We start from the raw sequence: 25,922 nt of genomic DNA on the forward strand, positions 1-25,922 counted from the left end.
AGTTGGTAATTTTATTGGAGGATGTGGGGAAGTCGTATGAACTGGACGGTAAGCGGCTGGTTGTATTGGACGGGGTGTCGGCACAGATAGGGCAAGGGGAGTTTGTTAGTTTGATCGGGCCCAGCGGCTGCGGCAAAAGCACCTTGTTCAATATTATCTGCGGCCTGGCCGAGCCGGACCGGGGTAAAGTGCTGTTTAACGGCCGGGAAGGGGTTGGTGCGGGGGAGGTTGTCTCCTACATGCCGCAGAAAGACCTGCTGCTGCCGTGGCGATCACTGCTTGACAATGTAATTTTGGCCCGGGAGGTGGATGGGGTAAGCAGGAAGGAGGCGAGGCGGGAAGCGCGGGAATTGATGTCGTTGTTCGGCCTGGCCGGCTTTGAAAACAGTTACCCGTCTGAACTCTCCGGTGGAATGCGGCAGCGGGCGGCACTGATGCGGACAGTTCTGGCACGACGCCCGGTCTTATTGCTGGACGAGCCCTTCGGTGCTTTGGACGCCATAACCAGGACCAGGATGCAGCTCTGGCTGCTGGAAATCTGGGCCAATTTCAGACAGGCGATTTTTTTTGTTACGCATGACATTGATGAGGCGCTTTTGCTATCCGGCCGGGTTTACGTGCTTACTCCCCGTCCGGCCAGGGTTGCACTGCATTTAAAAGTGGACCTGCCCGGACCCCGGAGTGCGGAAATCATTACAACGCCCCGGTTTTTAGAGCTGAAGAAGACTATCATGGAGGCGTTATTGAAATAATTCTTTTTGTTCCCGGATTACTTTGTGCAATGCGGCGGCGAAACGTTCATCGTCGTTCGTTTTGCGTTTACGGGGCCCTTTGGTTCGTCCCCCGCCCCTGCGTAAACGGGCTTTAATCTCTCTTTCCTCCAGTAAAAATTCAATAGTATCCGGACGATAAATTCTGCCGGCAGGGGAAACAGCCGCCGCGTTTTTACCCAGTACCAGTGCGGCCAGTCCCCAGTCCTGGGTAATCACTATATCTCCGGCCTGAGTCATGTTAATTACCGCCAGGTCTGTTTCCTGGGGTCCGTTTCCCACAGTGGTATGGTGGTGGGAGATGATGTTGTGGTTAAAACTGGCCACAGTATGCAGCAAAATGCCGTATTTACGCGCTGCCTGTGCGCATATCTGAAGAACCTGCTTGGGACATGCGTCCGCGTCAATAATAATTTTCATTGTACCTCGTAAAAAGCCACGCCAATCAATCCCGGACCGGTATGCACAACCATTACCGGGCTTAACTGCGCGAACATAAACTCCTTGATTTGAAACTCTGGCATAACCTTTATTCTTTCCAATAGGTTTTTTGCTTCCTCTTCGGCGTCCCCGTGGGCGACTGCAATGTTAATTGTTTTTCCAGAAGCTTTTTCTTTAAGAATCTCCAGCAATTTGTTAATAGATTTTTTTCTGCCCCTGACTTTGCCCCAGCTGAAATACTTGCCTTCCTCATTGATGGAGATTATCGGTTTGATATCGAGAATCTGACCAACTGTTCCTTCAACATAACCGATTCTACCGCCCTTTTTCAAGTATTCCAGGGTTTTAACCACAAAAAAAACACTTACCTTTTTTTGCACTTCGTTAACCCGGGCTATAATGCTATCGAAATTAAGTCCGCTTTGAATACATTTTCCGGCTTCCTGCACCAGAAATCCCAGGGCCAGGGAAAGAGCGCGGGAATCTATCACTTCCACTTTTAGTTTATTAAACTGTTGTGCTACGGTTTTTATCGTTTCGTAAGTGCCGCTAAGGCCGCTGGAGATATGTATTGAGATAGCATGGGTAAAATTTTCAGCGCTAAGTTTCTCCAATAGTGTCCGGGTCTCTTCCGGCGTGGGCATTGAGGTGGTGGGGACTTCAGCAGGCATTTTGCTGTACACCTCGTGAGGCTGAATGTCAACCCGGTCATTAAAAATTTTGTCCCGGTAAATAATCTTCAGGGGCAAAACCCAGGCGTTGAGCTTGTTCAGTATTTCACCTGGTAGGTCGCAGGTGCTGTCAGTTATCAGTGCAATTTTTTCCGAGGGCATGTCTACCTCCAATGTTAATAAAGAAAACTTGGTTCAGGTGGGGTTTTGACCCCACCTGAACCTTAGTCGCACTTATTTCGAGTTTATCGCCGCTAAGACTCCCGCCTGTAGAGGCGGGAGTCTTAGCGGCGGTTAACGAGATCAATAATCTAAACTATTCGACAAAATCATAATAGTACCTTTTTTTATAATTAGACATCCATTCGTAGTGCCACCGGCAGATAGTGAAATATTATGCCTGTGAGAGGGGGGGCGGCACCGGCCGAAATAAAAAGCGGTATAGGGGTGGATGACCCTGTCCTCCCGCCCCTTGCGCTTGAGGTAGCTTGGGGGGAATAACGAAAGGGGGCACACCTTTTCGAGGAATGTCCCCTTTGATTAGCCGCGATAATTTAGGCTTTGGCTATTGCCCGTTTTATCTCCTGCTTTAATTCCCCGTATTTGGCCAGCCAATTCATTCTTTCTTCTCTGAGTTGTTCCACCATATCATGGTAATCTTCCTTCGTGTAATAAGTTGCAGGGTCATAAGCATGCATATCCATTTCCGGAATTAATTCCGGAACCTGATATCCCCAGTCCTGGTCCTGTTTCCACTTAATATCACCCCTGGCAATGTGTTTTAAAATGTTGGTGGATGCGCTGATGCTTATTTTAATTCCAGGGCGGTTTCCGCCCATACCCACACTGCCGGTGTTAAGGAGGTAGCACTCAATGTCCGGGTTGACCTCCAATATTTCCAACAGCCGGTTCCCTTCTTCCCCTTCCAAACCAACGATGAACGGGTTGGTGCCGACTTCACGTTTGGATTGTCCTGCCTTGGTTGGGTCGCCGGCTGAAGTTTCGATAGATTCTCCCAGCATAAAGAAAGCCGCAGCCTGTGCAGGGTTTAGCCTTGCCACGGGAGGTACAATTTTGTCGTGACGGGTAATGAATATCAAGCGATGGGCTTTTTCCAGGTCGATGCTTTGGTCAACTCCCCAAACATCTTCACGACGGATTACGCCTCTACCGTTGGAAGTCAGTTCGTTGTTATCAAAATCAATTAAGCCGTTGTCAGTTACTTTTACGTTTTCAAATATCGCTTCCGGACTTTGCGCCGCTTTGTAAAGAACTTTCTGTGACTCGTCCAAGCCTTCGGTTTTAATATAAAAGCCGTTTTCAGTCCCATAACAATAGCCTTGCGGGTTCATCATTACGACATCGTCTTGCCTGATAATGGCTCTCTCGGGTTCCTGCAGGTTATGGTCGTGCATGGTCAGTGTAGTTTTTCCGGTGCCGCTCAATCCGAAGAGCAGGAAACCGACATCCTTCAGTTCTCCAGTTTCCTCTTTTACTCTTAATACTTTGCTGCCTGCGTGGAAACCAAGCCCACCAGCCTGCTTACAGCGGAACATGGCCATGCGCAGGAAAGACTTTTTGGCTTCACCGAAATAATCGGTGCCAAGGATATAGGTGACTCCGGCCAGGGGGTGGCAAAATATTACCCGTTCGGGCCATTCAGGTATGTAAATGCTTACTAAATCCGGATCAGCTTCGGAATCAACGGGCGGGAATAGCATGATATTCCACTTTAAGGGAATACGTGCAAATCTGGAGGTTATATATAGACGGCAGTGCAGGCTAAAGTCGCGGTGTAAGCCCATGCGGCGATCCAGCCGGATAATCTCCTGGTTTTTAAGGTATTTATGAACCTCAGCGGCAATTCTGGTTGCTTCTTCGACAGAGATGCCCTGCTGGTCAACGCCCAGAGGAACCCCGTCCTCGGCTATAAATGTTTTTTTGGCGCTCCGATTGCGAACACCGGAGATAAAACTTGCACTATCGTAAACAGTTTTTCGACATCCGTCCTGAGCCAGTGCTTTTAATTCTTCGTGGGTGGGGTTTGCGATGATTTTTTGCGCCTCCACCGGTAGTTTTACAAACTTCATTTTTGTCTCTCCCTTATGGTTAGTATAATTATTGAAATTCTGCATGGATCTTCTTCATCCTGCCTGGGTCAAAAAAATGTATACATTATACAAAACTAATTTATGGAAGGAATTAACAAAAATACATAGAATAAGTAATTTATAAAAACTGATATACGAGGTGAAAGATGTGCTGGTAGAGGGTACTATGATTATAACCTGGTTGGGAGCGGGCGCTGCTGTTGGTTCACTGCTTACGTACAGGCTTGCCAGCGGTGTTATGGGACAGGAAAAAGATCAGCAATTAAAGTCCTATAAAGTTGAAAATGAAGCTCTGGGCAGAACCAACCTGATTTACCGGGAAAGGATCGATCAATTGGAAAACGCTCTTTTCAGCAATGAAAAGTTTTTGGAAATGACGGGTGAAATTGATTTTTTAAGGTCCAGTAATTTTAAACTGCGCAGTAGACTCAGGGATTTGGAATGCCTGGTTGCAGCGGAAAAAAAGAAGGCTTCCAGGGAACAAGTTGAGAAGTTGGAGAATACCGTACGAAATCTCAAACACCGGATTGAAAAGGAATCTCGTTCTATTCCCGCATTGGTTCCGGCAACCCTTGAATTGTTGCCTGCCAAAAAAGAAGTTGCTGTTACCGGGGAATCCGGTCCGGAGGGTGCAGAGGCAGACAACGGAAAAGAAAGAAAATGGTCTGCTATTCTTAAAGCAAGAAGAATAACTTAATACTTGGAAAATATTTAGCTTATAAAGTCAAAAATTTTTTTTTCATAGGTTGTAATTTTATTCAAATTCCCATATGATATTGACATACTAATGGAATTTTTTGTGGTGAGTCCCGTTCCTGCTTATGAATTGGAGAATCATCAATAAAGGTTCCATTGTAAAGACTAATTCATAAGGGGGACAATAGCAGGACAATGGTTTTTTCTGACAAGACTTTAGTTTGTAGGGATTGTGGTGGGGAATTTGTATTTACGGCTGGCGAGCAGGAATTTTATGCCGAAAAGGGCTTTGAAAATGAACCATCCCGCTGCCCGGAATGCCGCAGGTCTCGCCGTCAGCAAAATAATTCCCGTGCCAGGGCGCCCAGAGAGAGAAAGATGTATGAAGTTGTGTGCGACCAATGTGGACAAATGACCAGTGTGCCTTTCCAGCCCAACGGCAGCAGGCCGGTATATTGCCCGGATTGCTATCGGTCCAAGCGTAGGGATTCCTGGGGTTAATCAAAACTAAACACTAATTTGTTAACAAACTTACTTAACAAACTTGCGGTTAATGTTGCAATAAAATTTTAATATTTTGAGCACTGAAAACCCGGTCTGCGTTATTTTTAACGCGGGCCGGTTTTTATTTTGCCGGTGCATTTTGGTCGGTTTCCAGGGATAAAATAAAAATGCCCTAAAATTAGATTACGGAGGTCATCGAATGTTTTATTTCCGCAAAGTTTCGGTAAACCCGCCGCTGCCGGAACCGGTCCAGCGCCTGCGAGAGCTTTCTTATAACCTGTGGTTTAGCTGGAACCGGCCGGCACGGGATTTATTCGGGGAAATTAACCCCCGTTTGTGGGATCAGGTTGAACACAACCCGGTTCAATTCCTGTTGCGGATTGATAGGGAAAGCCTGGAAAAAGCAGCGGCCAACCAGGAGTATCTTAAAAAATATAATGAGGTTATGGCCGAATATGACCAATACATGCATGAGGAGAAATGGTTTCACCGTACCAATCCTGACTACAGGGACCGGACAATAGCTTATTTTTCTGCGGAATTCGGTCTGCATGAATCTTGTCCGATTTATTCAGGCGGACTGGGTATTCTGGCCGGTGACCATGCCAAGGCAGCCAGCGACCTGGGTCTGCCTTTTGTTGGGGTAGGATTGCTGTATAAGCATGGCTATTTCAAACAGCTGATCAACCGGGAGGGCAGACAGGAGGTTGTTTATCCGGACCTTAATTTTAATGAGATGCCCATAAAACCGTTGATTGCAGAAAGCGGTCTGGAAATCACTGTGGCGGTTGAGTACCCTGAACGTACGGTACATGCCAGGGTTTGGGAGATCAAGGTCGGACTGGTGCGGATTATCTTATTGGACACCGACCTGCCCGTCAATTCCAAAGAGGACAGGGCTATAACTTCACAGCTCTACGGAGGGGGGCGTGAAATGCGGATAATGCAGGAATTGATGTTGGGTGCCGGCGGCGTCAGGGCGTTAAGGGCACTTGGTGTCAATTCCCGGGTGTGGCATATAAATGAAGGGCACTCCGCATTTTTGACCCTGGAGCGGCTAAGGGAGATGGTGTCTGATGGTGTTCCGTATTCCACTGCCAGGGAAGCGGTTCGCTCAAATACCATTTTTACCACGCATACCCCCGTTCCCGCGGGGCATGATGTTTTCACTAAGGAACTGGTGGAAAAATATCTTGGTAGTCTCTGCCGGGATAACGGAATGAGCTGCCAGACGCTGATTGATCTTGGTTGGGATTTTGAACACAGACAATTCAATATGACCTTGCTGGCTATCAGGATGTCCGGTTATTGCAATGGGGTCAGTAGATTGCACGGAGAAGTGACCCGGCAGATGTTCCATCGCTTTTACCCGTCACTGCCTGTTGAAGAGGTGCCAATTACTTCTGTGACTAACGGAGTTCATGCCAGGACCTGGATAGCGGAAGCCTGGAAAGAGGTTTTTGACCGTTATCTGGGAGAAGACTGGCAAAATCATGTAACTGAACCTGCTGTTTTAAGCCGGGTTGACCAAATCCCTGATGAGGTAGTTTGGGAAACACACTCGCAATTAAAAGATAAAGTTATTCAATACGCCAGGGATAAGGTTAGGGCAAACAGGGTTCGCAATCATGAGCAATTGGGGCTGGTTGCTGAAGCAGAAGATATTCTGCTGTCGCATGCCCTGACCATAGGTTTTGCCCGTAGATATGCCACCTATAAACGGGCGACTTTATTATTCAAAGAACCTGATCGATTAGCTGCGCTGCTGAATAACCTTGATCGCCCGGCACAAATAATCTTTGCAGGGAAATCCCATCCCGCAGATCAAGCTGGACAAGAATTAATTAAAAAGATTTTAGATTACTCCAGGGAAGAACCGTTCCGGGGGAAAATTGTCTTCCTTGAAAATTATGACATAAATGTAGCCAGACACTTGGTCCATGGCGTAGATGTTTGGTTGAATACGCCGCGCTGGCCGATGGAGGCAAGCGGTACCAGCGGGATGAAAGCTGCTATGAATGGCGTGCTGCACTGTAGCGTGCTGGACGGTTGGTGGCCGGAAGCCTATAACGGTAAAAACGGTTTTGCCATCGGGGGGCCGGGTAATATGCATTTAAAAGAAGCAGATCAGGACATGAACGATAGTTTTTACCTGTATAAATGCCTGGAAGACAAAGTAATACCGTTGTATTACGACCGTCAAAACGGTATTCCCGTTCAATGGGTAGGTAGAATGAAGGAATCAATCAAGACTATCATAACCAGATTCAGTACTACCAGGATGGTATCGGAATATACTGATCGTTTTTATGTACCTTTGATTGACCGGGGGGTGGCTTTTACGGAAGCGGGTTTTCAGGTTGCCAGGCAGGTCGACCGGTTTAAAAGATTTATGAAGGAAAACTGGCATCACGTCAAGGTGGAACGAACCAATACCAACGGCAGGTGGGATATGGTCGAAGGCGAAGAACTTATGGTTGAATCGGTGGTTAAACTGGGACCAATTTCTTCGCAGGATGTAGTTGTGGAAATCACTCTGGGCAGTGACCGGGGAAGCTATATCTGCGGTCTGGACTCGCTGCCCATGGAATTGAAGGAGCAAGTAGGCGACGGGATATATAAATATGTGGGAAAGGTCCCCTTAACCCAGGGAACCTTTGGCTACACCGTAAGGGTAAGGCCGGACCAGCAGCATATGGTGGGAACAATTGAACTGCCTCTGGTAAGGTGGGCCGAAAACTTTTAAACACTATTAAAAACGGGTGATGCTTACATGCTGCTTATAATAATTAGAACAGTTATCCTTTATGCAGCCATAGTAATTGTTATGCGGGTAATGGGTAAGCGGGAAATAGGGCAGCTGCAGCCCTTTGAACTGGTGGTGGCGCTGATGATCGCCGATTTGGCGGCCATTCCCATGCAAAACACCGGAATTCCCCTGTTGAGTGGGATCATTCCTATAGTCATCTTAATGGCCGCCCAGGTCACTTTATCCTATATATCGTTAAAAAGTGAAAAAGCCCGGACAGTTTTTTGCGGTCGTCCCAGTGTACTGGTGGCAAACGGCAAGCTGGTGGAGAAGGAATTAAGGTACCTGCGCTATAATATTAATGACCTTTTAGAGCAGCTGCGCTCCAAGGATTACCCTAATATAGCAGATGTAGAGTTTGCCATATTGGAAACCAACGGGCAGCTCAGTGTAATCCCTAAATCCCAGAAGCGGGCTGTACAGCCGGAAGATTTAAAGCTGGAAACCAAGTACGAGGGCATGCCCGTTACCGTGGTTATGGATGGTAAGGTGGTAAAAGAAAACTTAAAGAAAATTAATCTGAATGAGGATTGGTTGAAGACGGAACTGAATAAATTTGGCATTAATGATTTTAAAAAGGTCTTTTTTGCCAGTCTTGACACGGCGGGAAAGCTTTTCTACCAGCTTAAAGCCAATTCCGGTGGGGGTTCTGTATGAAAGTATACGTTGCTGTTATTGCTGTATTAATAGCTGTTCTTGCTTTTGGTATTTACACCGTTAATGCCCTGGAAAGTGACACTCGGCAAATGATGACGGGTTTTGGAAGCCTGGAAAAAAACATAGCGGCAGGTAACTGGGACGCTGCCGGCAAGGGCATGCATCAGGTGCAAGAAAAATGGTCTACCCACAAAGGGTGGTGGGCCATGGTAATTGACCACCAGGAAATTGATAATATTGATATGGCCATCGCCCGCGTGACCAAATACATTGATCTGAAGGACAGGTCACTGGCTTCCGGAGAAGCCTCAGTGTTAAAGCAGATGCTGGAGCATATTCCGGAAAAGGAAAAGATCAATCTTAAAAACATTTTATAGTAAAAAACGCGCGCTTAATCAGTTCCCTTAGCGCGCGCATTTTAATACTTTATACCTTACCCTAATCAATTGGGGACATTCCTGTCCCCAAAGAATTACCCAGCTTCAGCAGGTGTGTCCCCTTTCCAATTTAACCTGTTACTCTGTTATCCATAGGCATCTCCAATGGCTTAGGTGCCTTGGTAATAAGGGCCAGAATCGCCGCTACAATCATCAGGATGGCGGAGATGGTGTAGCCGCCCTGGTAGCTCTGGGTGAGGTCCAATGCACGGCCGGCAATGATAGGACCTATTAACGCTGCAACACCCCAGGCTGTAAATACGAAGCTGTAGTTCAGGCCGCCGTTCTTTAAGCCGAAGTAGTCAAATACAGCTGACGGGAACAGCGATAAGCAGGCGCCGTAAGCTGCGCCGGTGAGGACCGAACCGATTAAAAGGGTTGCGCCGCTGGTATAGGTAGCAAACAAGAACATATTGATTGCCTGGATGGCAAACACTACGAACATGGTTTTGCTTCGTCCGAGTTTATCGGACAACCAGCCGAAGAAAATCCGCCCGCCGGCGTTGGCTATAGCCAGCACAGCCACCAGGACGAAGCCCCAGGTTATACCGCCCTGTACATTGGAGATGGTGGCCAGGTGGCCGATGATCATCAAACCTGCCGAGGCGCCAAATAGGAACATCAGCCAGAGCAGGTAAAACTGCGGGGTTTTGACCATTTCAGCGGGTGAATAGTCTTTCTTGGATGCCACTGGGGTACTGCCATTTGACTTCGGTGGAGGTCCGCCGTATGGTATATAACCTGCTGGCGGAACTGATAGGTATTGAGCCAAAAGGATCATTACTATAAAGAAAAGTGATCCCAGATAAAAGAAGGTTCCTTTAACGCCATAAGTTGTCAAGAGATAGTTGGTTAATGGCGCAGTGTATATTGAAGCGCCGCCAAAGCCGGCAACCACCAGGCCGGCGATTAAACCCCTCTTATGAGGCTGGAACCATTTGACCGCGGCAGGGGTGGGAGCGGCGTAACCCAAGCCCATGGCTATGCCGACAAACAGGCCGAAACCGATGGTAATGCTTGTTAAAGTAACTGATGCGCCGCTAATGTACATACCCGCGCCGACAAAAAGGGCGCCTACAGTGACGACCCAGCGCGGGCCAATTTTGTCGACCAGGCGGCCGCCGGGGATCATGCTGGCTGCAAAGATCAGGCAGGCCAGAGTATAGGGAAATTGGGATTCAGTAGCGGACCAGCCAAGCTGTGATCTTAGCGCAGCCGCGAAAACGCTCCAGGTATAAAGCACACCCAGGCACAGGTTAACACCGGTTCCGGCGAAAACCTTCAACCAGGCAGTGGTTAAACTGGGTTGATTGGTGGACATTTATTACACCTCCGTTTTTTATTGAGGAACTAAGTAATGTAGGAAAAAGATAAGTTAGAACGATACTTTTGGCGAATCAGATATGAAATTACTAATATAATAAGAAAGTTAACAGTCCAAATTATTGAGTAAAAAAATTATAGAACCAACCATGTTTACGTACTTATGTGATACAATCGCAACCGTATCGTTTTTATAGAGAAAACTAAGGCATTTAATCACCCCCTGTAAAATTTTAGTCCATTATATATTAGTACATAACTGACAGAAAATTAATAAAATTCAGTCTAATAGTCACATTATGATTTTAACAGCAGTATTAATTAGTAAGTGGTAAATCTAATAGGAGGCAACGGTTTTTAACCGTTGCCTCCTATATAAAACCAGTCGCCGGGCCAAGTCGACAAACTTCTTAAGAGCGCCACAGCCGGGCGGAGAAAACCACCAGAACGGTATATATCTCCAATCTTCCCACTAACATACACAGTGTAAGCAGCAACTTTCCCGCTGCCGGAATAGCTGCATAGTTGGTGGCCGGGCCTACCAATCCGAAGCCCGGTCCTATATTTCCCAGTGTTGCCGCTACTGCCGAAATAGAACTGATTAAATCAATGCCCATGGCAGTTATGAGTAGTGTTGAAGCCAGTAAGATAGCAAGGTAAAGGAAAAAGAAAGAAATTACGCTTTCCACCAGTTCCTCCGGGATGACATCCTTGCCCAGACGAATAGGTATTACCGCTTTGGGATGGATCATTTTGGTAATTTCGCGGGAAGCATTTTTAAACAGGATCAGGTAGCGGACATTCTTCATTCCTCCAGAGGTAGAACCGGCGCACCCACCGATGAACATGAGCAGAAACAGTACCCCCTGGCTAAAAGCAGGCCACTGGTTATAATCGGCAGTGGCAAACCCGGTGGTGGTGAGAATGGAAACGCTTTGAAAGATTGAGTGACGAAAAGCCGCTTCAATTCCGTAACCTTGAGCAGTTATCAGGTTAATGCAGATTAAAATTATAGCGGCCATTGTAACAAAGGTGTACATCCGGGTTTCAGGATCTTGCCAAAGAGGACGAAAGTTTCCGCGCAGGGCATGAAAATGCAGCGCAAAGTTCATACCGCAAAGGAACATAAAAAAAACTATAATATATTCCACTGCCGGGTTGCCAAAAGCGGCAATGCTGGCATTTTTATTGGAAAAACCACCTGTAGCCACGGTTCCAAAGGTTTGAATAAAGGAGTCAAACCAGGAAAGACCGGCTATTTTTAAGGCGAGTACTTCTGCTACCGTTATCATTAAATATAGCTTATATAACACCCGGGAAGTTTGTGCCACACGGGGAAGCACCTTGCTTTTGGCCGGTCCCGGCACTTCAGCCCGGAATAGTTTCATGCCGGCGATTTTTAATGAAGGTATCAGTGCCAGGGTGAGAACAATAATCCCCATGCCGCCCAGCCAGTGGGTAATGCTGCGCCAGAATAGAATACTTCGGGAAAGGCTTTCAATATCAGTTAAAACTGAAGCACCGGTGGTAGTGAAACCGGACATTGTTTCAAAAAATGCATCAATAAAACCGGGAATGGCTCCTGATATGATAAACGGGAAGGCGCCGAACAGCGCCAAAAACAACCACCCTGCGGTGGCGATGATAAAACCTTCCCTGTACCCGACTTCGCTGGATTCGATGCGGGTACGGGCCAGGGTAAACCCAATAATGACAACAAAAAAAATGGAAATGGCAAAAGCCATGTAATCAGCTTCGTTTAAAAACAGTGCAATTCCTAAAGAAGGCAGCATTGCCCCTGCTTCACAAAGTAAGACCAGTCCCAGCGTACGCAGTATCAATGCAGTATTCATTGTTTAGCTTCCTCCAAGACCGCATAGGGACTCTACTATATGAACGTTATGGCCAAGTGCAAAAACTACAATCCGGTCAAGGTCTTTGATTACGTCATCACCCTGGGGTATGATTACCTTATTTTTTCTCATAATGGCTCCTATAATTGTGCCCGAGGGCAAGCCCGACTTGTGCAGCGGGCGCCCGGACAATTTACTGCCGGGTTGTACGATTAACTCCATTACCTCTGCTTTTTCGTTTAGCAGCAGGTATAGTGACAGCAATCTTCCGCCTTTGATAAACCGAAGTATTTCACCGGCCGTGATTAAACGCGGGCTAATCGCGGAATCAACCCCCAGTTGCTCCACCAAAGGGGCGTAACCTGGCCTGCTGACTTTGGCGATTACTCTTTTAGCGCCCATTTGTTTGGCCAGAAGCCCTAAAAGCAAGTTTTCCTCATCCAGACCAGTAACGGTGACAAACCCGTCAATATCTTTGATTCCTTCTCTTTTAAGGAGTTCCATATCTGAGCCATCGGCGCACAGGATCAGCGCTCCCGGCAATTCTTCAGCCAGTTCGCGGCTTTTTTTCTTATCACGTTCAATAACTTTTACCTTCATGCCTTTGGAACAAAGTTTTTCGGCAAGATAAAAGCCGATTCTCCCGCCTCCCAAAATCATGACGCTTTGTACTTTTTGTTTATTTTTTTTCACTTTTGTACAAAATTTATTAACTACGTCGGAGTGGCCTAATAAATAAATGATATCGCCGGGCAACACTACGTCGGAGCCGCCCGGGATAAGCATATCACCGTTGCGGGATATGGCTACGATCAAAAGTGATCTGGGAATATCCATATCCATAAGTCTTTGATGAGAAAATATAGTCATTTTCTCATCAACTACAATATCAACCATTTGTACTCTGCCCTGTGCAAATGGTTCCATGTTAACCGGTAAAGCCAGGGTTAACAGGCGGTTAATTTCCATTGCCGCCGAGTAATCGGGATTGATAATCAAATCTACGCCCAGGTCTTCTTTGCTAATTATTAAATCTTTGGAATAATCGGGATCTCTGACCCTGGCGATAGCTCGCGGTATGCCAATCCGCTTGGCTGTCATGCAGGCGATCATGTTAACTTCGTCGCTGTTTGTTACCGCAATAAGCAAGTCGCTGCTGGCAATGACCTTGGAACTCAGAGTTTTGGCTGCTGAGCCGCTGCCCCTGATGCAAAGGCAGTCGTAATCCTCCTCAATTTTTTGAAGTCTGGTCTCATCCTTGTCGATAATAATTAAATCGTGGCCTTCCTGCAGTAAACGAGTAGCTATTTCCTTGCCAACTTTACCGGCCCCGATAATTGTTATTTGCATTTTTTCACCTCATAATGAAACCGGGCGTATATTTTCGATGATTAATTAGTATAAGTTAATAAATTTCTTTTGGCAATTAAAATTAATAAAAATAAAAAATAGGTTGGCTATTTTTGCAGTTTGCAGGCAGGAAAATAGCGCCTGTTATCGTATCTTACCAGGGGTGACTAAAAATGGGCGATATTTGGTATCTGGCCGAAGGCCGTTGGATGGTTTACGTGGAAGATATGCAAGTGGCCGTCGACTTTGGTTCCATCCCTGCAATGAAGCGGGTTACAACTTATTATCAGCCGGGGGGCAAGAAAAAAGCACTGCAGTTTTGGTTTTTTCAGGGACGCGACCTGCAGCCGGGCCAATGTCTCTTGTATTACGTTTGCCGTCAACTGCAGCTTGACTTCGCTCGGGTGTTGGATCTGGCCAGGACTCCCGGGGTTCCTTACGGTGAAATCCATGGAAGAACCAGTTACCAGCTTGAAATGGTTCAACTTTGCGATAAATTCGAACCGGAGCGCAAAAAGTTGAAGGGCGGTGACAGGGCTAAAGCCCCAAGGAGAGCATAGGGTTATGTATATTTTCTTAAAGGGAAATAATACTAATTAAGCCATTGCATCGGGCAATGGCTTAATTGATCTCGTTAACCGCCGCTAAGACTCCCGCCTTTACAGGCGGGAGTCTTAGCGGCGATAAACTCGAAATAAGTGCGACTAAGGTTCAGGTGGGGTCAAAACCCCACCTGAACCAAGTCTTCTTTATTAAAGTAGTTAATAATCGCGAGTGAATTGGGGGGTATTGATGTTTTCTCTGGTTGATAATGAATTGCGTGGCCTAAAAAACTACCGGCGTGATATTTTAATATGTTTAGCTATTTTTGTAACTGCTGTTTATGCCGGATATATTGTGGCGGTATTGTTACAAGACAGGGCCGCCGAGTATTATGCCGAAGTGCGCAAAATCATTATAGGAGGCGGTTTGCCGGACAATATTTTTTTATATATTTTAACTCGTAATGCTGTTGTAAGTTTTACCGCATTGGTGCTGGGTATAATTACCTATAACATTTGGCCTGTGCTGGTTTTATTGCTGAACGGGTTAATTAGCGGTTTTGCAGCTAAAATGCAGGCACTGCTTTTTAATCACTATACCTTTGAAATCTGGCTCTTTGGTTTGATTCCCCACGGAATTCCCGAGCTGAGTGCGCTATTTATCGCTTGCGGGTCCAGTTTTTATTATAGAAGGTTACGCAGCCGGGGAAAGCCGGTTTGGGGCCGGGTGGTAACAACATATACTTCAGTGGTCTTGCCCTTGCTGGTACTGGCCGCCCTGGTGGAAACCTTTGTTACCCCGCTGATTATTCACCGGTTTTTACAGTAATTCTAAAAAAATAAAGGAATTTAACGGTTTAATAACAAATATATAGCTAACTATGTAACCCTGACGACTGGAGGGGGTTTTGTGATTCTGGTAACCGGGGGTACAGGCCTGGTTGGAAGATATCTGGTTAGAGCTTTGGTTGAAAAAGGTCACAAAGTACGCTGCCTGGTACGCTCCCCCAAAAATGGCAAGGAACTGCTACCCTCAGGTGTTGAGCTAGTCCGCGGTGATATTAATGATTCTGCGGCTGTTTCAGCTGCATGCAAGGGTGCTGATAAGATTTTTCACCTTGTTGCCGTGATCAGGGAACAGGGCCAAAGTACGTTCGAGCATGTTAACGTAGAGGGGACATTGAACCTTGTCATTGCCGCCGGTCAGGCCGGAGTAAAGCACTTTATCCATATGAGTGCAATTGGCGCCTGCGATAACCCCAAGTATAAATATGTCTATTCAAAGTGGCGCGGGGAGGAAGCGGTTAGACAAAGCGGCTTATGTTGGACTATTGTGCGCTCTTCAATTATCTATGGAGACGGCTTTAATTTTTTTGACCGGATGATGCAGTCATTTAAGTATGTACCTGGTCCCGTTGTGCCGGTTCCGGGTAAAGGTGCAACATTGTTTCAGCCTATTGCTGTGGAAGACATTGTGCGCTGCCTGTGTTTGATTGGTGAAAATGGCAATATGTCCGGACAATTAATCGAATTGGGGGGACCGGAGCATCTTAGTTACTCGCAGATGTTGGATCGCCTGATGGAACGGTTGGGAGAAAAACGTTATAAGATTTATGTACCTATGTTCCTAATGCGTTTGATTGTACCACTTATGGGCAGTATTTTACCAGATCCTCCCGTAACTCCTGTGGAGCTAAAACAGATGGAAGTACCTAACATCACAGACATTGATGCTGTAGAAAAAATATTTGGCTTTAAACCAAGGGCGCTGCGTAACGGACTGAAATACCTGCCCGCCGGAAAAAAGAGCTAAACGCTGACAATAGCTTGATAACTAATTAGTTATCAAGCTATTGTATTAAGCTGCTGTTTTAATACCTTTTGAACGTAATTTTGGGTTTCCCGGTAATCCGGGATTCCTCCGGCGCGGTCCACCGCGCCGGGTCCGGCGTTGTAGGCTGCAAGGGCTAAAGCTGTGTTTCCGTTATACCTGTTCAGCATCTTTTTAATGTAGCGAACCCCGCCGTCTATATTTTGAACAGGGTCAAAAGGGTCTTTTACCCCCAGCGATGCTGCTGTAGCAGGCATTAATTGCATTAAACCCATGGCTCCCGAGGGTGAAACAGCACGAGGATTAAAACCCGATTCCACTTTGATTACAGCCTTAACCAGTGTCGGATCAACGCCATGCTTTTGGGAGATATTTTCTATTATTGCTTCAATTGAGCCGGTTTTCCCGGGAACAGGCTGAGTTTCGGTATTTTTAGTTTTGCTGGTTGCTGCTGAATACTTGGCTCCTGTTTGATTAACTGTATACAATTCAGGAAAAATGTTACCCGTTGTTATTTCTACCGGCTTGCCTGGTGTGCCGCTGTTGCCATTCCTCTGTTTTGCCATGGCCAGCATTAGTAAAAAGGAAAAGTCTTCTTCCGGTAAAATCTGTTCGGCCTTCTGATTGGTGGTTAATGATAACGATTGGTATTCAACCAGCAGCATGGCCAGTTCGTCTATTTTCATTCAAACACACAACTTTCCTTTCCTTATTTTCGATTCCATTGGTAGCCCTGATTGCGCCAGTAATCAAAGTTATTAAAAAACAGGTCTCCGGTACATACTCCATAAGTTGGGTCAACTTCAATCTTCTTTCCTGCCAAGTTTAATTCCACCCAGGTGTGATCACCGGTGTCTCCGGAATTTATTGCTTTACCGCTAACGGTTATTGCCTGCAACCCGGCTTTGCCCGCTAAGGTAGCATAAAACTGGGCCAGTTCTTGCTCCAGGGCCCTGCCGCTGTTCATTACTTCGGAAACCCCCTGGACAGCGTAAGAGCTAACTCCTTCCCTTGCCTCCCAATCATAATTAAAACTATGAATCATAAAATTATAAACCATCCTGGCCCGCGTCAATGGATCTTGATATTTATTTTTGTAAAACAAACCAAGTTGGTCAAGCTCACTATTCGCACCTGCGGCATTTACCCGGACGGTGCGTGTTCTGTAAACCTTGCCGGCGGGTTCAAGCAGAAATTTGTCCGAATTACTGAAATCAGCTGCTAATATGCGGTTGATTATTACCACGGTTTCAGCCCGTGTTACACCATTATCCAGACTAAGCCTTCCATCGCCGTAACCCGTTAAGATTTTTTTGCCGGCCAGTAATGCTTCCGGGTTAAGATCACTGTAAAAGTATCCTGCGAATTGGTAAAAATCCGTTTTATACGGATCGTCTTGGAAGTAAGCTGTGGATTTGCTGTATTTTTCCGGCAGGTCTTGAAACTCCCGGAAACCAACTAGTGTTTTCCACGATGAACTGTCTGGCAAAGGCATTTCTATAATCAGTTTATTATCATCCATCCGGTATTTGTTATTGTTTATCAGAGACGAGGTTAGCGCCAGCAGTGCAACCTCGTGCCTGGTGGCAGGCTGGTCGGGCTTAAAAGTCCCGTCGGTATAGCCGGGTAAAAACAGTTCCGCGGCTTGTAAATAGTTCTGGCCCCAACCCTGGGATACGTCAGGGTAGTCGGGATATGTTGCAACTTTGCCGGTTTCCAGCCCGGTGGCTTGAGGAAAAAGGGAAAAAACAATTTTGGCCAGCTCTCGCCTGGAAACGTTTTTTGAGGGATAGAAATTTCCGTCGGGGTAACCGCCAATGATCCCTTTTTCGGCCATGGTTTTAATTTCAGGTTCGGCCCAGTGACCCTTTGTGTCAGGAAAGCCGGAGGCCAAAGCCTGTGGCAACATCAGGAAAAAAATTGTCAGGGCAGCGACCATAGATAAAGCCTTTTTTAATCTACCCACAATGATTAACTCCTTTTTATGTATTATCTTCGCACAGCCTGTAAGACCCCGCCTTCTTAGGTCGGGGATTAACAGGCTGTAAGCTCGAAATAAGTGCGACTAAGGTTCAGATGGGGTCAAAAATCCCACCTGAACCAAGTCTTTTTTATCGGAAAGTTTGATCCTATCCAGCCAGTCGAACATTGTGTCCCATACCTTGCGGGTATGATTTGAAAATTGGTGGTCGGCGCCTGGAATATAAAGGAGTTCCCTTGGTTCACCGGCGTTTTGGAAAATTAAACCGGCATCCTCAGGGGGAACAACGTTGTCTTTTTCCCCGTGGATAATCAGTAATGGTCTTGGTGCAATTTTCCCGGCCTGCTGGGGTACGTCAAACCGGTCGAGGTCGTCAAAGAAAGACCTGCGCAGGTAAACAATACCTTCATCTCCGGCCAGAGCGTACATATCGCCGCTTTCGTCCACCGGGCCTTCGACAAATTCTGTGAATATGTCCTTTAGACTGGCCGGGGCCGCCCAGGTACATACTCCTGATACCCTTTGATCGCCCGCAGCATGGCAGATTACAGTAGTTCCGCCAAAGCTGCGCCCTACTGTAAAAACGGGACCCATTCCTGCCGAGGTACACCAGTCCACCGCGCTGTTTAAATCATCAATCTGGCCGGATAGGGTTATTCTTTCGAATAACCCTTCACTTTGGCCGTTGCCACTAAAGTCAAACAGAAAAACATTAAAACCCCGGTTCCCCAGTTCCTCTCCCATAGCTTGGGCCCTGCCGCCGCCTTCTTTGCTGCCGGTGAAGCCGTGACAGACAATCACCACCGGACCTGAAGGCCCGCCCGGGGCGTGTAATAAACCTGCTAAACACAGCTTGTGGGAATTTATAAAACTAATTCTTTCCCAAGCTTGTCCGCTGGTCATAATAATCTCCTCCTATGTATTAATTCAAATAAGGTTGTGGCTTATTCATTCCATGGCGCTGTGCCATTTTTTATATCCTCCAGTATCATGCGTACTCCCAGGTGGTCGTCCGGGTCCAGTTTTAATATCCGGTTAAGTAATTCTTTAGTTCCGGCTATATCGCCACGCCTTAATTTTACCAGAGACAGGCCGTGCAGTGTTCTTAAGTAGGGACGGTTATCGGTCCAGGACCAGGGTAACTTACCTTTAAAGTCTTCAGACAAAACAGAACGCCCCACATTGTACGCTTTTGTGTATAAATCCTCAGCTGCCGCCAGATTGCCGGTGTTCCACTCTGTAATTGCAAGGTGGTTTAAGGCGTCTATAAAATAGGGGCATTCACCCAGCAGACTTTTAAACACCTCTCTTGCTTTTTTCATATCGCCTGCTTCCAAATAATTAATCCCCAGATCGAACTTGTCTGAAAGGTTTAGTACTTCTCCCGGCCAGGCGAACTCCCACTCATTTCGGCCCCTTTTTTCCAAACGAATAGGATATGCTAAATCACCTAATTTTTTGTTGTGGCGCCCTTTGCGTTTGACTTCATTTAACCTATTGGGACTACCGGCGCTGACCCAGTGACAGTATTGCGTCCAGGCCAGTTGAAGACATTCTTCATGCCATTCCATTTGCCTTGCCCGATAGGACCGCCTCAATAAATCATAAATATATTTGGCCTCCCGATGTCCCCGGGACTGGTGGGTTACCCATAGAACATCGGCCAGTACGTGTTTGGCCACGTTTCTTTCCATAGCAATCACATCCCTGTCAAGGCCTAATTCCTATCTATATTTTACCTGAGAGATGGTTTTTCCTGCCTGTGCCGCCTATGAAAAGTTTTGAATAGTCCCTGACTTAAGTAATTTAACAGATGAAGGTAAAATAAGATTTTTTGTAGAAAGCTATTACTAAACGATCTAAGGGGTTGCCGGAATGATTACTGCAGGAACATTAAAAAGGGGGTTGAACCGGGGTTTTTCCACTACCTGGACGCTAACAAAGGTAGTGGTTCCTGTTTACCTGGTGGTTACCTTTTTAAAATACACACCGGTTCTGGATTTGGTAGCGGGTTTATTCGCACCGGTAATGCATATGTTTGGTCTTCCCGGTGAGGCTTCACTGGTATTGGTGCTGGGGAAACTAATCAACCTTTATGCAGCTATCGGGGCAATATCCTCACTTGGACTTTCCCACCGGGAAATAACAATTATTGCTACCATGCTGCTTTTATCCCATTCGCTGCCGATTGAATCGGCTGTATCAGGGCGTACCGGCGTAAACGCAGCATTAATCACAGCTTTTCGTATTACTATGGCAGTGCTGTCCGGGATATTATTAAACCTTATGCTGTAATTTTTAAGCTATTTTCTAAGAATAAAGAAGGTGCTATGTTTGGATTGGGCCGGATTTGCGCGAGAGGCCTCGCTGGGAGTAGTTCATAATATAGCTATGATGGCTATGATTGTCATACCGATAATGCTGGTTCTGGAGGTTGCCAGAGATTTAAAAATCTTGGATCGAATTGCCCAAGGGATGGCTCCGGTGGTTGGTGTTTTTCGTCTGTCCCGTGAGGCTGCTTTTCCGCTGCTGGTTGGTATAATATTTGGCATTGCTTACGGGGCCGGGGTGTTGATTGAGGAAGCGCGCAGCGGTCGTTTAAGTTGGAAGGATCTTTTTCTCATCAATGTTTTTTTGTCGGTTTGTCATGCTGTAGTTGAAGACACCGCCTTATTTATAGCTGTAGGGGCCAACGGTGTAGTGATATTACTGGGACGTTTTATAGTGGCTGTACTCCTAACCTTCCTGTTAAGCCGCTCAGCTTGGTTGGAAAAGGAAAGCTTAAAACGTGGCGATCCGGTTTTATCTCGTTAACCGCCGCTAGGACTCCCGCCTCTACAGGCGGGAGTCTTAGCGGCGATAAACTCGAAATAAGTGCGACTAAGGTTCAGGTGGGGTCAAAACCCCACCTGAACCAAGTCTTCTTTATCAGCTCCCCCGGGGGAAACAGGCGGAAAATGCTGTTGATGCAGCCATAAACTTTTTTAAAGAACCTTAGGCTATGTGAGATATAGTCACGTGGCCTAAGGTTCTTCTGTTTAATCAATCACCATTCTGGCGTCCAGGGCGATACACCCTTCCGGCTTTACCAGCAGGGGGTTGATGTCCACCTCTGTTATTTCGGGCTGGTTGCCAAGTAATTCGCCCAGCTTTACTATGCATTGGGCTAAAGCTTCGATATTGCCGGTTTTTTTACCCCGGGCGCCGGAGATAATTTTATATGCTTTGGTTTCTTTAATCATCTCAACGGCTTCCCGCTTTGTAACGGGGGCCACCCGGAATGCCACGTCCCGCATTATCTCTGCATAAATACCGCCCATTCCGAAAACCAGCACCGGCCCGAATTGGGGGTCCCTTTTACCGCCCAGGATAACTTCTGTGCCTTCGCTCACCGATTTTTGGAGTAAAACGCCTTTAATTCGGGCTCCGGGTACCTTTTGGGGTATGATTTCCATCATTTCCCGGTAGGCTTGCATTAATTCCGCTTCAGAGCTAATGCCCAGCCTTACGCCCCCGGCATCGGATTTGTGAGTAATGTCCGGGGAAGAAATTTTCATTACGACCGGATAACCGATTTCGCCCGCCAGTTTTACCGCTTCGTCTTCCGAGCTGGCAAGCCTGCGATTAACAGCCGGTATGCCGCAGCTTTCAATAATATCCAATGCCTTTTCATTCAGCGCAACGGGTGCGGCACTTAATGTAGAAAGTTTTAGATTAACGCTGCCGGTTGGCGGTAATGTTGTTGTTTCGTATGCTTTGTTTTTAATCATGTTATGGTACTTGTAAAGCTCAGATAGACAATACATTGCGCTCTCGGGGGAGCCGTACGCCACTACCAACTCTGCTTCGTTAAATTTTTCAGCATACTTTTGTTTGTGGGGGCCGAAAAACCACATCGCTGTTGGCTTGTCCGGGTGTTTGGCGACAGTTTCATTGACCGTGTCTACTATATTAAGCGGGTCTTCAGCTGGGTCAAGGTAAGCCGGTGTAATGCATAAAACTGCGTCTACCCCGCTGTCGGCCAATACACTGTTTAAAGCCAGAGCAACGATTTTATGATATCCCCTGGCCATACCCGCAGGCCAAATATCAGCCGGGTTTCCGGCCTTCATCCAGTCAGGAAAAACCTCCTCCAGTACCGCAATGGTTTCAGGCGCATAGCTGGCAGTTTGCAATCCATACTTGCTGCAGGCGTCCACTGCCATGATGCCTGCGCCGCCGCTGATAGTTATTACGCCTATCCTTTTGCCCGCCATCTTGCCGTAAGTCCACAGAGTCCGATTTAATTCTGCCAGTTGGGAAGCTCCCGCCACCCTGATAATCCCACTTTGGTTAAAGGCTGCGGAAAACACGGCGTCTTCTCCGGCCAATGATCCGCTATGGGAACTGGCGGCACGGGACCCTTCCTCGCTGCTGCCGGTTTTTAAAGCCAGAATAGGTTTTAGGGGGGTAATTCTACGTGCCGCCTCCATGAAACGGCGCCCGTTCTGCAAGCCCTCAATATGTAAATTAATAACTTTAATCAGCGGGTTTTGGGCCATATATTCCATACATTCTATAAATCCGACGTCTGAGGTATTGCCAATATCAACGCCTATACCGATGCCGCCGGTAAAGTCTTTGGCCGCTGCCAGGAATATCCCGGATTGGCAGATAAATCCCACGGGGACGGTGCTGGTGGTAAACTCTAAGAAAGCGGATTTAAAATTAATAAAATTATTGATTACACCTAAAGTATTGGGTCCTACCACTCTTGTAGCGGTACCCCTTACGGCCTCTACAATTTCGTTATGCATCCGCTGGCCCGCTTCGTCATCTGCGTCTGAAAACCCCTGAGTTATAACAATCACTGCAGTGATGCCTTTTTCAACGCACTGCCCAACCACTTCGGGGACGGCTGAACGCGGAGTGGAAATTATGGCCAGGTCAACGGAATGGCTGATATCTTTAACCGAGCGGTAAGCCGGTACGCCAAGGATGCTGCCGCCCCGGGGATTAACAGGATATATTTTTCCGCGGTAGCCACTGTTCAATATCTGTTCCAGCACGTTGAAGGTTCCTGGCCCGGTACGGGAAGAAACTCCAATCAGTGCTACTGACTGTGGGCTAAAAAAAGGTTCAAGGTTGATGATTTCTGTCATGGTTTACCTCCCAGTGGAATTTAATCCAAAGATCTCATTAAATAATAGTGTTTTAATAATCTCCAAATAAAAGCAAAAAGCATTGAGTTTGTTTATGCTCATACAGTTTATTTTACCATACACTGATTTTAAAACTTGCAAATTTGTTTGCAAAATGCTATATTAAAAACGTCAATAATTTATTTAAATTTGATGAAGAGGAAAAGTAGGTAGGTAACAGGCCCCCAGGGAGAGAGTGTCGTCGACTGGAAGCACTCTCGGGTTATGACCGTCCGAAGTTCTCCTCGGAGAAGCCGGCTGAAACCCTGAAAGGGAAAGTAGGTTAGGACGTGTTCTTCCCACGTTATAAGGAAGGGGGTATCGGAATATTATTCCCGTACTTTCAGCCGAGGTGGTCCCGTATTTAGATATGCGGGTCAACCGGGGTGGTAACGCGGTGGCTTAGCCTCTCGTCCCTGGGATGAGAGGTTTTTGTGTTTTTACCGGGGGGAATATATTTTCCCGTACCTTAGATTAAGCGGACTCGATATTTTGTCGGGTCAAACAGGGTGGTACCGCGGAAGTAACCCGTCCACTTTCGTCCCTGCCAGGGATGAGTGGCGGGTTATTATATTTTATGGAGGGATTGGCATGGTAGTAGTAATGAAAGTAAACACCGCTAAGGAGCAAATTGACAAGGTCAACGAATGGCTGCATGACAGAGGTTTTCAGACCCACATGATCACAGGGGTCAAAAGAATAGTGATTGGCGCGGTCGGAGACAAACATTCCGTTGCGATGTCCAATATTGAAGCACTGCCGGGAGTTGAGAAGGTAATGCGGGTAATGAAACCATATAAGCTGGTTAGCCGGGAGTACAAGGAAGAAAACTCAGTGGTACAGGTGGGACCCGTAAAGATTGGCGGTCAGGGGTTGGTCGTTGTGGCGGGACCATGTGCGGTTGAGAGTAAAGACCAACTGGTTACTGCCGCCAGGGCGGTTTGCAAGTCCGGCGCCACTGTACTGCGCGGCGGGGCCTACAAGCCCAGGACTTCACCATATAGCTTCCAGGGTTTGGAGGAAGAAGGGCTGCGCCTTCTGGCCGAGGCTGCGGAAGAAACCGGCCTGGCTACGGTAACCGAAGTAATTGATGAGGAAAGTCTCAGTATGGCGGTTAATTACGTCGATATGATTCAAATCGGCGCCAGGAATATGCAAAATTTCCGGCTGCTGCAATTGGCCGGAAAAGTAAATAAGCCGGTTTTACTTAAAAGGGGATTATCAGCGACAGTTGAGGAGTGGCTGATGGCGGCTGAATATATCATTGCTTCAGGCAATGAAAATGTAATACTTTGTGAGCGCGGTATCCGTACTTTTGAAAACAGCACCAGGAATACATTGGACCTCAGTGCTGTTGCTCTGGCCAAAACATTAACGCACTTGCCCGTTATTGTTGATCCCAGCCACGCAACAGGCAAGCGGGAGCTGGTAGGGCCCATGTCCAGGGCGGCCCTGGCGTCCGGCGCCGACGGGCTCATCGTCGAGGTGCACCCGGACCCACAGATGGCGCTCTGTGACGGGCCGCAATCACTTGATCCTGTAGCGTTTGATTCGCTAATGGCTGGGCTTCGGCCACTGGCATCCGCAGTGGGCAGGGTACTTTAAAAGGGGGCGTTAATTATGACTAAGCTCGGTTACCTTGGACCTGAGGGAACTTATTCTCACACAATGGCATTACGTTATGCAGCCGAGCACGAGTGCCAACCGGTGTGCTGCTACAGCCTGTCGTCTGTATTTCAACAGGTTGATGATGGATTTTTGGATATGGGGATAGTGCCGGTGGAGAATTCAACTGAAGGTTCTGTTGGGGAAACTCTGGACTTATTACTGTCTTGCGAAGGGATCTATGTAAATGCCGAGCTTTTGCTCCCGGTACGTCACCACCTCCTGGCCCGTCCCGGAACAGTTCTGGCCGGGATTGAAAAAGTTTATTCTCATCCTCAGGCGCTGGCCCAGTGCCGGAAATTTATTGCTGAACATTTGCCCGGCGCACAACTGGTAGAGACTGCCAGTACGGCAGCGGCAGCTCTGGCAGTTGCCAGTGCGCCGCTTAATGCAGCAGCTATTGGCTCAGATAATGCGGCGGCGACATATGCGTTAGAGTTGTTGAGCTCCGATATTCAGAGTAATAATGATAACGTTACCAGATTTCTTGTCATAAGCAGGGATAACCCGGTTCCGGCTGTCCCGGCCAAGACATCACTGGCACTCGCTGTTCTTGATCACCCAGGCGCACTATCCCGGATATTGAGGGAATTTTCCTTGCGGGCAATCAACCTTACCCGTATCGAATCCAGGCCCGCAGGCAGCAAATTAGGTGATTACATCTTCTTTATCGACTTGGTTGGGCGGGTTGACGACCCGGTGGTGGCAGAAGCAGTAGAGGCCCTCTCCAATAATACCTTATGGATAAAATTTCTGGGCTGTTATCCCGCCTGCGAGGGTATGAAGAGCTATCAGCAGTATCAGGGATCAGGCTACTCCAATATACAACAACTAAGGGGAAAAATTGACCTTGTGGATGATGAAATATTGTACTTGCTAACTATGCGCCAGAGGCTGGTGGATCGGGTGGCAGATTTAAAAAAGGATACATGTGAGGTAATTGACCAAACCCGTGAGGCCGAAATTATGAATCGAGTGAAGGAACAAGCCCGTGAAAACAACCTTAACACCGATATGGTGGTTAAAATATTCAGGTTGATGTTGCTAGAATCCGTGCGCAGGCAAAAAACGCTAATTTCAGCCAGTCTGTAGAAAAAAAGT

The 25,922-nt window shown here is 47.1% G+C and carries 24 protein-coding genes; 13 read left to right on the forward strand and 11 right to left on the reverse strand.

The annotated features are described in order from the left end of the window. Positions 1–2: 2 nt before the first annotated feature. The gene (locus BM056_RS05595) at positions 3–752 is read left to right on the forward strand and encodes an ABC transporter ATP-binding protein (protein ID WP_092469564.1); all 750 of its coding nucleotides are present in this window, start codon (positions 3–5) and stop codon (positions 750–752) included. Here BM056_RS05595 and BM056_RS05600 read toward each other — a convergent pair. The 3 genes from BM056_RS05600 to BM056_RS05610 all read right to left on the reverse strand — a co-directional run bounded on the left by BM056_RS05600 (position 741) and on the right by BM056_RS05610 (position 3,972). After that, positions 741–1,190: a YaiI/YqxD family protein gene (locus tag BM056_RS05600; protein ID WP_092469566.1), complete on the reverse strand. Its 450-nt coding sequence runs from the start codon at positions 1,188–1,190 to the stop codon at positions 741–743. The two genes, BM056_RS05595 and BM056_RS05600, sit on opposite strands and share 12 nt — an antisense overlap. Further along, a complete protein-coding gene (locus BM056_RS05605; protein WP_092469568.1) occupies positions 1,187–2,044 on the reverse strand; it encodes a DegV family protein in 858 nt (285 codons plus the stop codon). Before BM056_RS05605 ends, BM056_RS05600 begins: the two co-directional genes overlap by 4 nt. 392 nt (positions 2,045–2,436) lie before the next feature. Next, positions 2,437–3,972: a phosphoenolpyruvate carboxykinase (ATP) gene (locus BM056_RS05610; protein ID WP_092469570.1), complete on the reverse strand. Its 1,536-nt coding sequence runs from the start codon at positions 3,970–3,972 to the stop codon at positions 2,437–2,439. A 169-nt stretch (positions 3,973–4,141) separates the two neighbouring features. Here BM056_RS05610 and BM056_RS05615 point away from each other — a divergent pair, with 169 nt between their 5' ends. From BM056_RS05615 to BM056_RS05635, 5 genes are all read left to right on the forward strand, one after another. After that, positions 4,142–4,690 carry a hypothetical protein gene (locus tag BM056_RS05615; protein ID WP_092469572.1) on the forward strand — a complete coding sequence of 183 codons (549 nt, stop codon included), beginning with the start codon at positions 4,142–4,144 and terminating at the stop codon, positions 4,688–4,690. Between the two features lie 194 nt (positions 4,691–4,884). Continuing rightward, on the forward strand, positions 4,885–5,190 hold the full coding sequence (locus tag BM056_RS05620) for a zinc-ribbon domain containing protein (RefSeq protein WP_092469574.1): 306 nt from the start codon (positions 4,885–4,887) through the stop codon (positions 5,188–5,190). Between the two features lie 202 nt (positions 5,191–5,392). Continuing rightward, on the forward strand, positions 5,393–7,939 hold the full coding sequence (gene glgP, locus BM056_RS05625) for an alpha-glucan family phosphorylase (RefSeq protein WP_092469576.1): 2,547 nt from the start codon (positions 5,393–5,395) through the stop codon (positions 7,937–7,939). Positions 7,940–7,966: 27 nt separating this feature from the next. After that, positions 7,967–8,659: a YetF domain-containing protein gene (locus tag BM056_RS05630; protein ID WP_092469577.1), complete on the forward strand. Its 693-nt coding sequence runs from the start codon at positions 7,967–7,969 to the stop codon at positions 8,657–8,659. Further along, positions 8,656–9,036 (forward strand): DUF4363 family protein, encoded by a 381-nt coding sequence (locus tag BM056_RS05635; RefSeq protein WP_092469579.1) that lies wholly within the window; start codon positions 8,656–8,658, stop codon positions 9,034–9,036. Before BM056_RS05630 ends, BM056_RS05635 begins: the two co-directional genes overlap by 4 nt. A gap of 130 nt (positions 9,037–9,166) precedes the next feature. On the opposite strand, the gene BM056_RS05640 is transcribed toward BM056_RS05635, so the two are convergent. From BM056_RS05640 to trkA, 3 genes are all read right to left on the reverse strand, one after another. Next, positions 9,167–10,417 carry an L-lactate MFS transporter gene (locus tag BM056_RS05640; protein ID WP_092469581.1) on the reverse strand — a complete coding sequence of 417 codons (1,251 nt, stop codon included), beginning with the start codon at positions 10,415–10,417 and terminating at the stop codon, positions 9,167–9,169. A 412-nt stretch (positions 10,418–10,829) separates the two neighbouring features. Then, positions 10,830–12,272, reverse strand: a complete 1,443-nt coding sequence (locus BM056_RS05645) for a TrkH family potassium uptake protein (RefSeq protein ID WP_092469583.1) — start codon at positions 12,270–12,272, stop codon at positions 10,830–10,832. Between the two features lie 3 nt (positions 12,273–12,275). Beyond that, complete coding sequence (gene trkA, locus BM056_RS05650) at positions 12,276–13,622, reverse strand: Trk system potassium transporter TrkA (protein WP_092469585.1); 1,347 nt, start codon at positions 13,620–13,622, stop codon at positions 12,276–12,278. Between the two features lie 173 nt (positions 13,623–13,795). On the opposite strand from trkA, the gene BM056_RS05655 reads away from it, so the two are divergent. From BM056_RS05655 to BM056_RS05665, 3 genes are all read left to right on the forward strand, one after another. Further along, positions 13,796–14,182, forward strand: a complete 387-nt coding sequence (locus tag BM056_RS05655) for a hypothetical protein (protein ID WP_092469587.1) — start codon at positions 13,796–13,798, stop codon at positions 14,180–14,182. Between the two features lie 232 nt (positions 14,183–14,414). Next, the gene (locus BM056_RS05660) at positions 14,415–14,993 is read left to right on the forward strand and encodes a stage II sporulation protein M (RefSeq protein ID WP_092469589.1); all 579 of its coding nucleotides are present in this window, start codon (positions 14,415–14,417) and stop codon (positions 14,991–14,993) included. A gap of 81 nt (positions 14,994–15,074) precedes the next feature. Further along, positions 15,075–15,977 (forward strand): SDR family oxidoreductase, encoded by a 903-nt coding sequence (locus BM056_RS05665; RefSeq protein ID WP_092469591.1) that lies wholly within the window; start codon positions 15,075–15,077, stop codon positions 15,975–15,977. Between the two features lie 32 nt (positions 15,978–16,009). Here the strand turns inward: BM056_RS05665 and BM056_RS27185 are convergent, their stop codons facing one another. From BM056_RS27185 to BM056_RS05685, 4 genes are all read right to left on the reverse strand, one after another. Beyond that, positions 16,010–16,681, reverse strand: a complete 672-nt coding sequence (locus tag BM056_RS27185; RefSeq protein ID WP_092469592.1) for a lytic transglycosylase domain-containing protein — start codon at positions 16,679–16,681, stop codon at positions 16,010–16,012. Between the two features lie 23 nt (positions 16,682–16,704). Continuing rightward, positions 16,705–17,961 carry an S-layer homology domain-containing protein gene (locus tag BM056_RS05675; protein ID WP_092469594.1) on the reverse strand — a complete coding sequence of 419 codons (1,257 nt, stop codon included), beginning with the start codon at positions 17,959–17,961 and terminating at the stop codon, positions 16,705–16,707. A 99-nt stretch (positions 17,962–18,060) separates the two neighbouring features. Further along, entirely contained in the window at positions 18,061–18,879 is an 819-nt protein-coding gene (locus BM056_RS05680; RefSeq protein WP_092469595.1) for an alpha/beta hydrolase, read from the reverse strand. A gap of 41 nt (positions 18,880–18,920) precedes the next feature. Further along, positions 18,921–19,670 (reverse strand): tetratricopeptide repeat protein, encoded by a 750-nt coding sequence (locus tag BM056_RS05685; RefSeq protein WP_092469597.1) that lies wholly within the window; start codon positions 19,668–19,670, stop codon positions 18,921–18,923. Between the two features lie 181 nt (positions 19,671–19,851). On the opposite strand from BM056_RS05685, the gene BM056_RS05690 reads away from it, so the two are divergent. Together BM056_RS05690 and BM056_RS05695 are read left to right on the forward strand one after the other, a co-directional pair. Then, entirely contained in the window at positions 19,852–20,271 is a 420-nt protein-coding gene (locus tag BM056_RS05690) for a nucleoside recognition domain-containing protein (protein ID WP_092469598.1), read from the forward strand. Between the two features lie 39 nt (positions 20,272–20,310). Next, positions 20,311–20,790 (forward strand): nucleoside recognition domain-containing protein, encoded by a 480-nt coding sequence (locus BM056_RS05695; RefSeq protein WP_092469600.1) that lies wholly within the window; start codon positions 20,311–20,313, stop codon positions 20,788–20,790. Between the two features lie 224 nt (positions 20,791–21,014). Here BM056_RS05695 and BM056_RS05700 read toward each other — a convergent pair whose 3' ends face one another. Then, the gene (locus tag BM056_RS05700; protein ID WP_092469602.1) at positions 21,015–23,117 is read right to left on the reverse strand and encodes an acetate--CoA ligase family protein; all 2,103 of its coding nucleotides are present in this window, start codon (positions 23,115–23,117) and stop codon (positions 21,015–21,017) included. Positions 23,118–23,747: 630 nt separating this feature from the next. Here BM056_RS05700 and aroF point away from each other — a divergent pair. Next, on the forward strand, positions 23,748–24,761 hold the full coding sequence (gene aroF, locus BM056_RS05705; protein WP_092469944.1) for a 3-deoxy-7-phosphoheptulonate synthase: 1,014 nt from the start codon (positions 23,748–23,750) through the stop codon (positions 24,759–24,761). Positions 24,762–24,776: 15 nt separating this feature from the next. Then, a complete protein-coding gene (gene pheA / locus BM056_RS05710; RefSeq protein WP_092469604.1) occupies positions 24,777–25,913 on the forward strand; it encodes a prephenate dehydratase in 1,137 nt (378 codons plus the stop codon). Positions 25,914–25,922: the final 9 nt, after the last annotated feature.

It is taken from the genome of Desulfotruncus arcticus DSM 17038, assembly GCF_900113335.1.
In the GTDB taxonomy this organism is placed as follows: Bacteria; Bacillota; Desulfotomaculia; order Desulfotomaculales; family Desulfallaceae; genus Desulfotruncus; species Desulfotruncus arcticus.

What these genes read in the sequence shown, in the direction of transcription:
- BM056_RS05600 (WP_092469566.1), bottom strand. Translation starts at nt 1,190, where the DNA reads ATGAAAATTATTATTGACGCGGACGCATGTCCCAAGCAGGTTCTTCAG.
- BM056_RS05605 (WP_092469568.1), bottom strand. Translation starts at nt 2,044, where the DNA reads ATGCCCTCGGAAAAAATTGCACTGATAACTGACAGCACCTGCGACCTA.
- BM056_RS05610 (WP_092469570.1), bottom strand. Translation starts at nt 3,972, where the DNA reads ATGAAGTTTGTAAAACTACCGGTGGAGGCGCAAAAAATCATCGCAAAC.
- BM056_RS05620 (WP_092469574.1), top strand. Translation starts at nt 4,885, where the DNA reads ATGGTTTTTTCTGACAAGACTTTAGTTTGTAGGGATTGTGGTGGGGAA.
- glgP (WP_092469576.1), top strand. Translation starts at nt 5,393, where the DNA reads ATGTTTTATTTCCGCAAAGTTTCGGTAAACCCGCCGCTGCCGGAACCG.
- BM056_RS05630 (WP_092469577.1), top strand. Translation starts at nt 7,967, where the DNA reads ATGCTGCTTATAATAATTAGAACAGTTATCCTTTATGCAGCCATAGTA.
- BM056_RS05635 (WP_092469579.1), top strand. Translation starts at nt 8,656, where the DNA reads ATGAAAGTATACGTTGCTGTTATTGCTGTATTAATAGCTGTTCTTGCT.
- BM056_RS05640 (WP_092469581.1), bottom strand. Translation starts at nt 10,417, where the DNA reads ATGTCCACCAATCAACCCAGTTTAACCACTGCCTGGTTGAAGGTTTTC.
- BM056_RS05645 (WP_092469583.1), bottom strand. Translation starts at nt 12,272, where the DNA reads ATGAATACTGCATTGATACTGCGTACGCTGGGACTGGTCTTACTTTGT.
- trkA (WP_092469585.1), bottom strand. Translation starts at nt 13,622, where the DNA reads ATGCAAATAACAATTATCGGGGCCGGTAAAGTTGGCAAGGAAATAGCT.
- BM056_RS05655 (WP_092469587.1), top strand. Translation starts at nt 13,796, where the DNA reads ATGGGCGATATTTGGTATCTGGCCGAAGGCCGTTGGATGGTTTACGTG.
- BM056_RS05660 (WP_092469589.1), top strand. Translation starts at nt 14,415, where the DNA reads ATGTTTTCTCTGGTTGATAATGAATTGCGTGGCCTAAAAAACTACCGG.
- BM056_RS27185 (WP_092469592.1), bottom strand. Translation starts at nt 16,681, where the DNA reads ATGAAAATAGACGAACTGGCCATGCTGCTGGTTGAATACCAATCGTTA.
- BM056_RS05680 (WP_092469595.1), bottom strand. Translation starts at nt 18,879, where the DNA reads ATGACCAGCGGACAAGCTTGGGAAAGAATTAGTTTTATAAATTCCCAC.
- BM056_RS05685 (WP_092469597.1), bottom strand. Translation starts at nt 19,670, where the DNA reads ATGGAAAGAAACGTGGCCAAACACGTACTGGCCGATGTTCTATGGGTA.
- BM056_RS05690 (WP_092469598.1), top strand. Translation starts at nt 19,852, where the DNA reads ATGATTACTGCAGGAACATTAAAAAGGGGGTTGAACCGGGGTTTTTCC.
- BM056_RS05700 (WP_092469602.1), bottom strand. Translation starts at nt 23,117, where the DNA reads ATGACAGAAATCATCAACCTTGAACCTTTTTTTAGCCCACAGTCAGTA.
- aroF (WP_092469944.1), top strand. Translation starts at nt 23,748, where the DNA reads ATGGTAGTAGTAATGAAAGTAAACACCGCTAAGGAGCAAATTGACAAG.
- pheA (WP_092469604.1), top strand. Translation starts at nt 24,777, where the DNA reads ATGACTAAGCTCGGTTACCTTGGACCTGAGGGAACTTATTCTCACACA.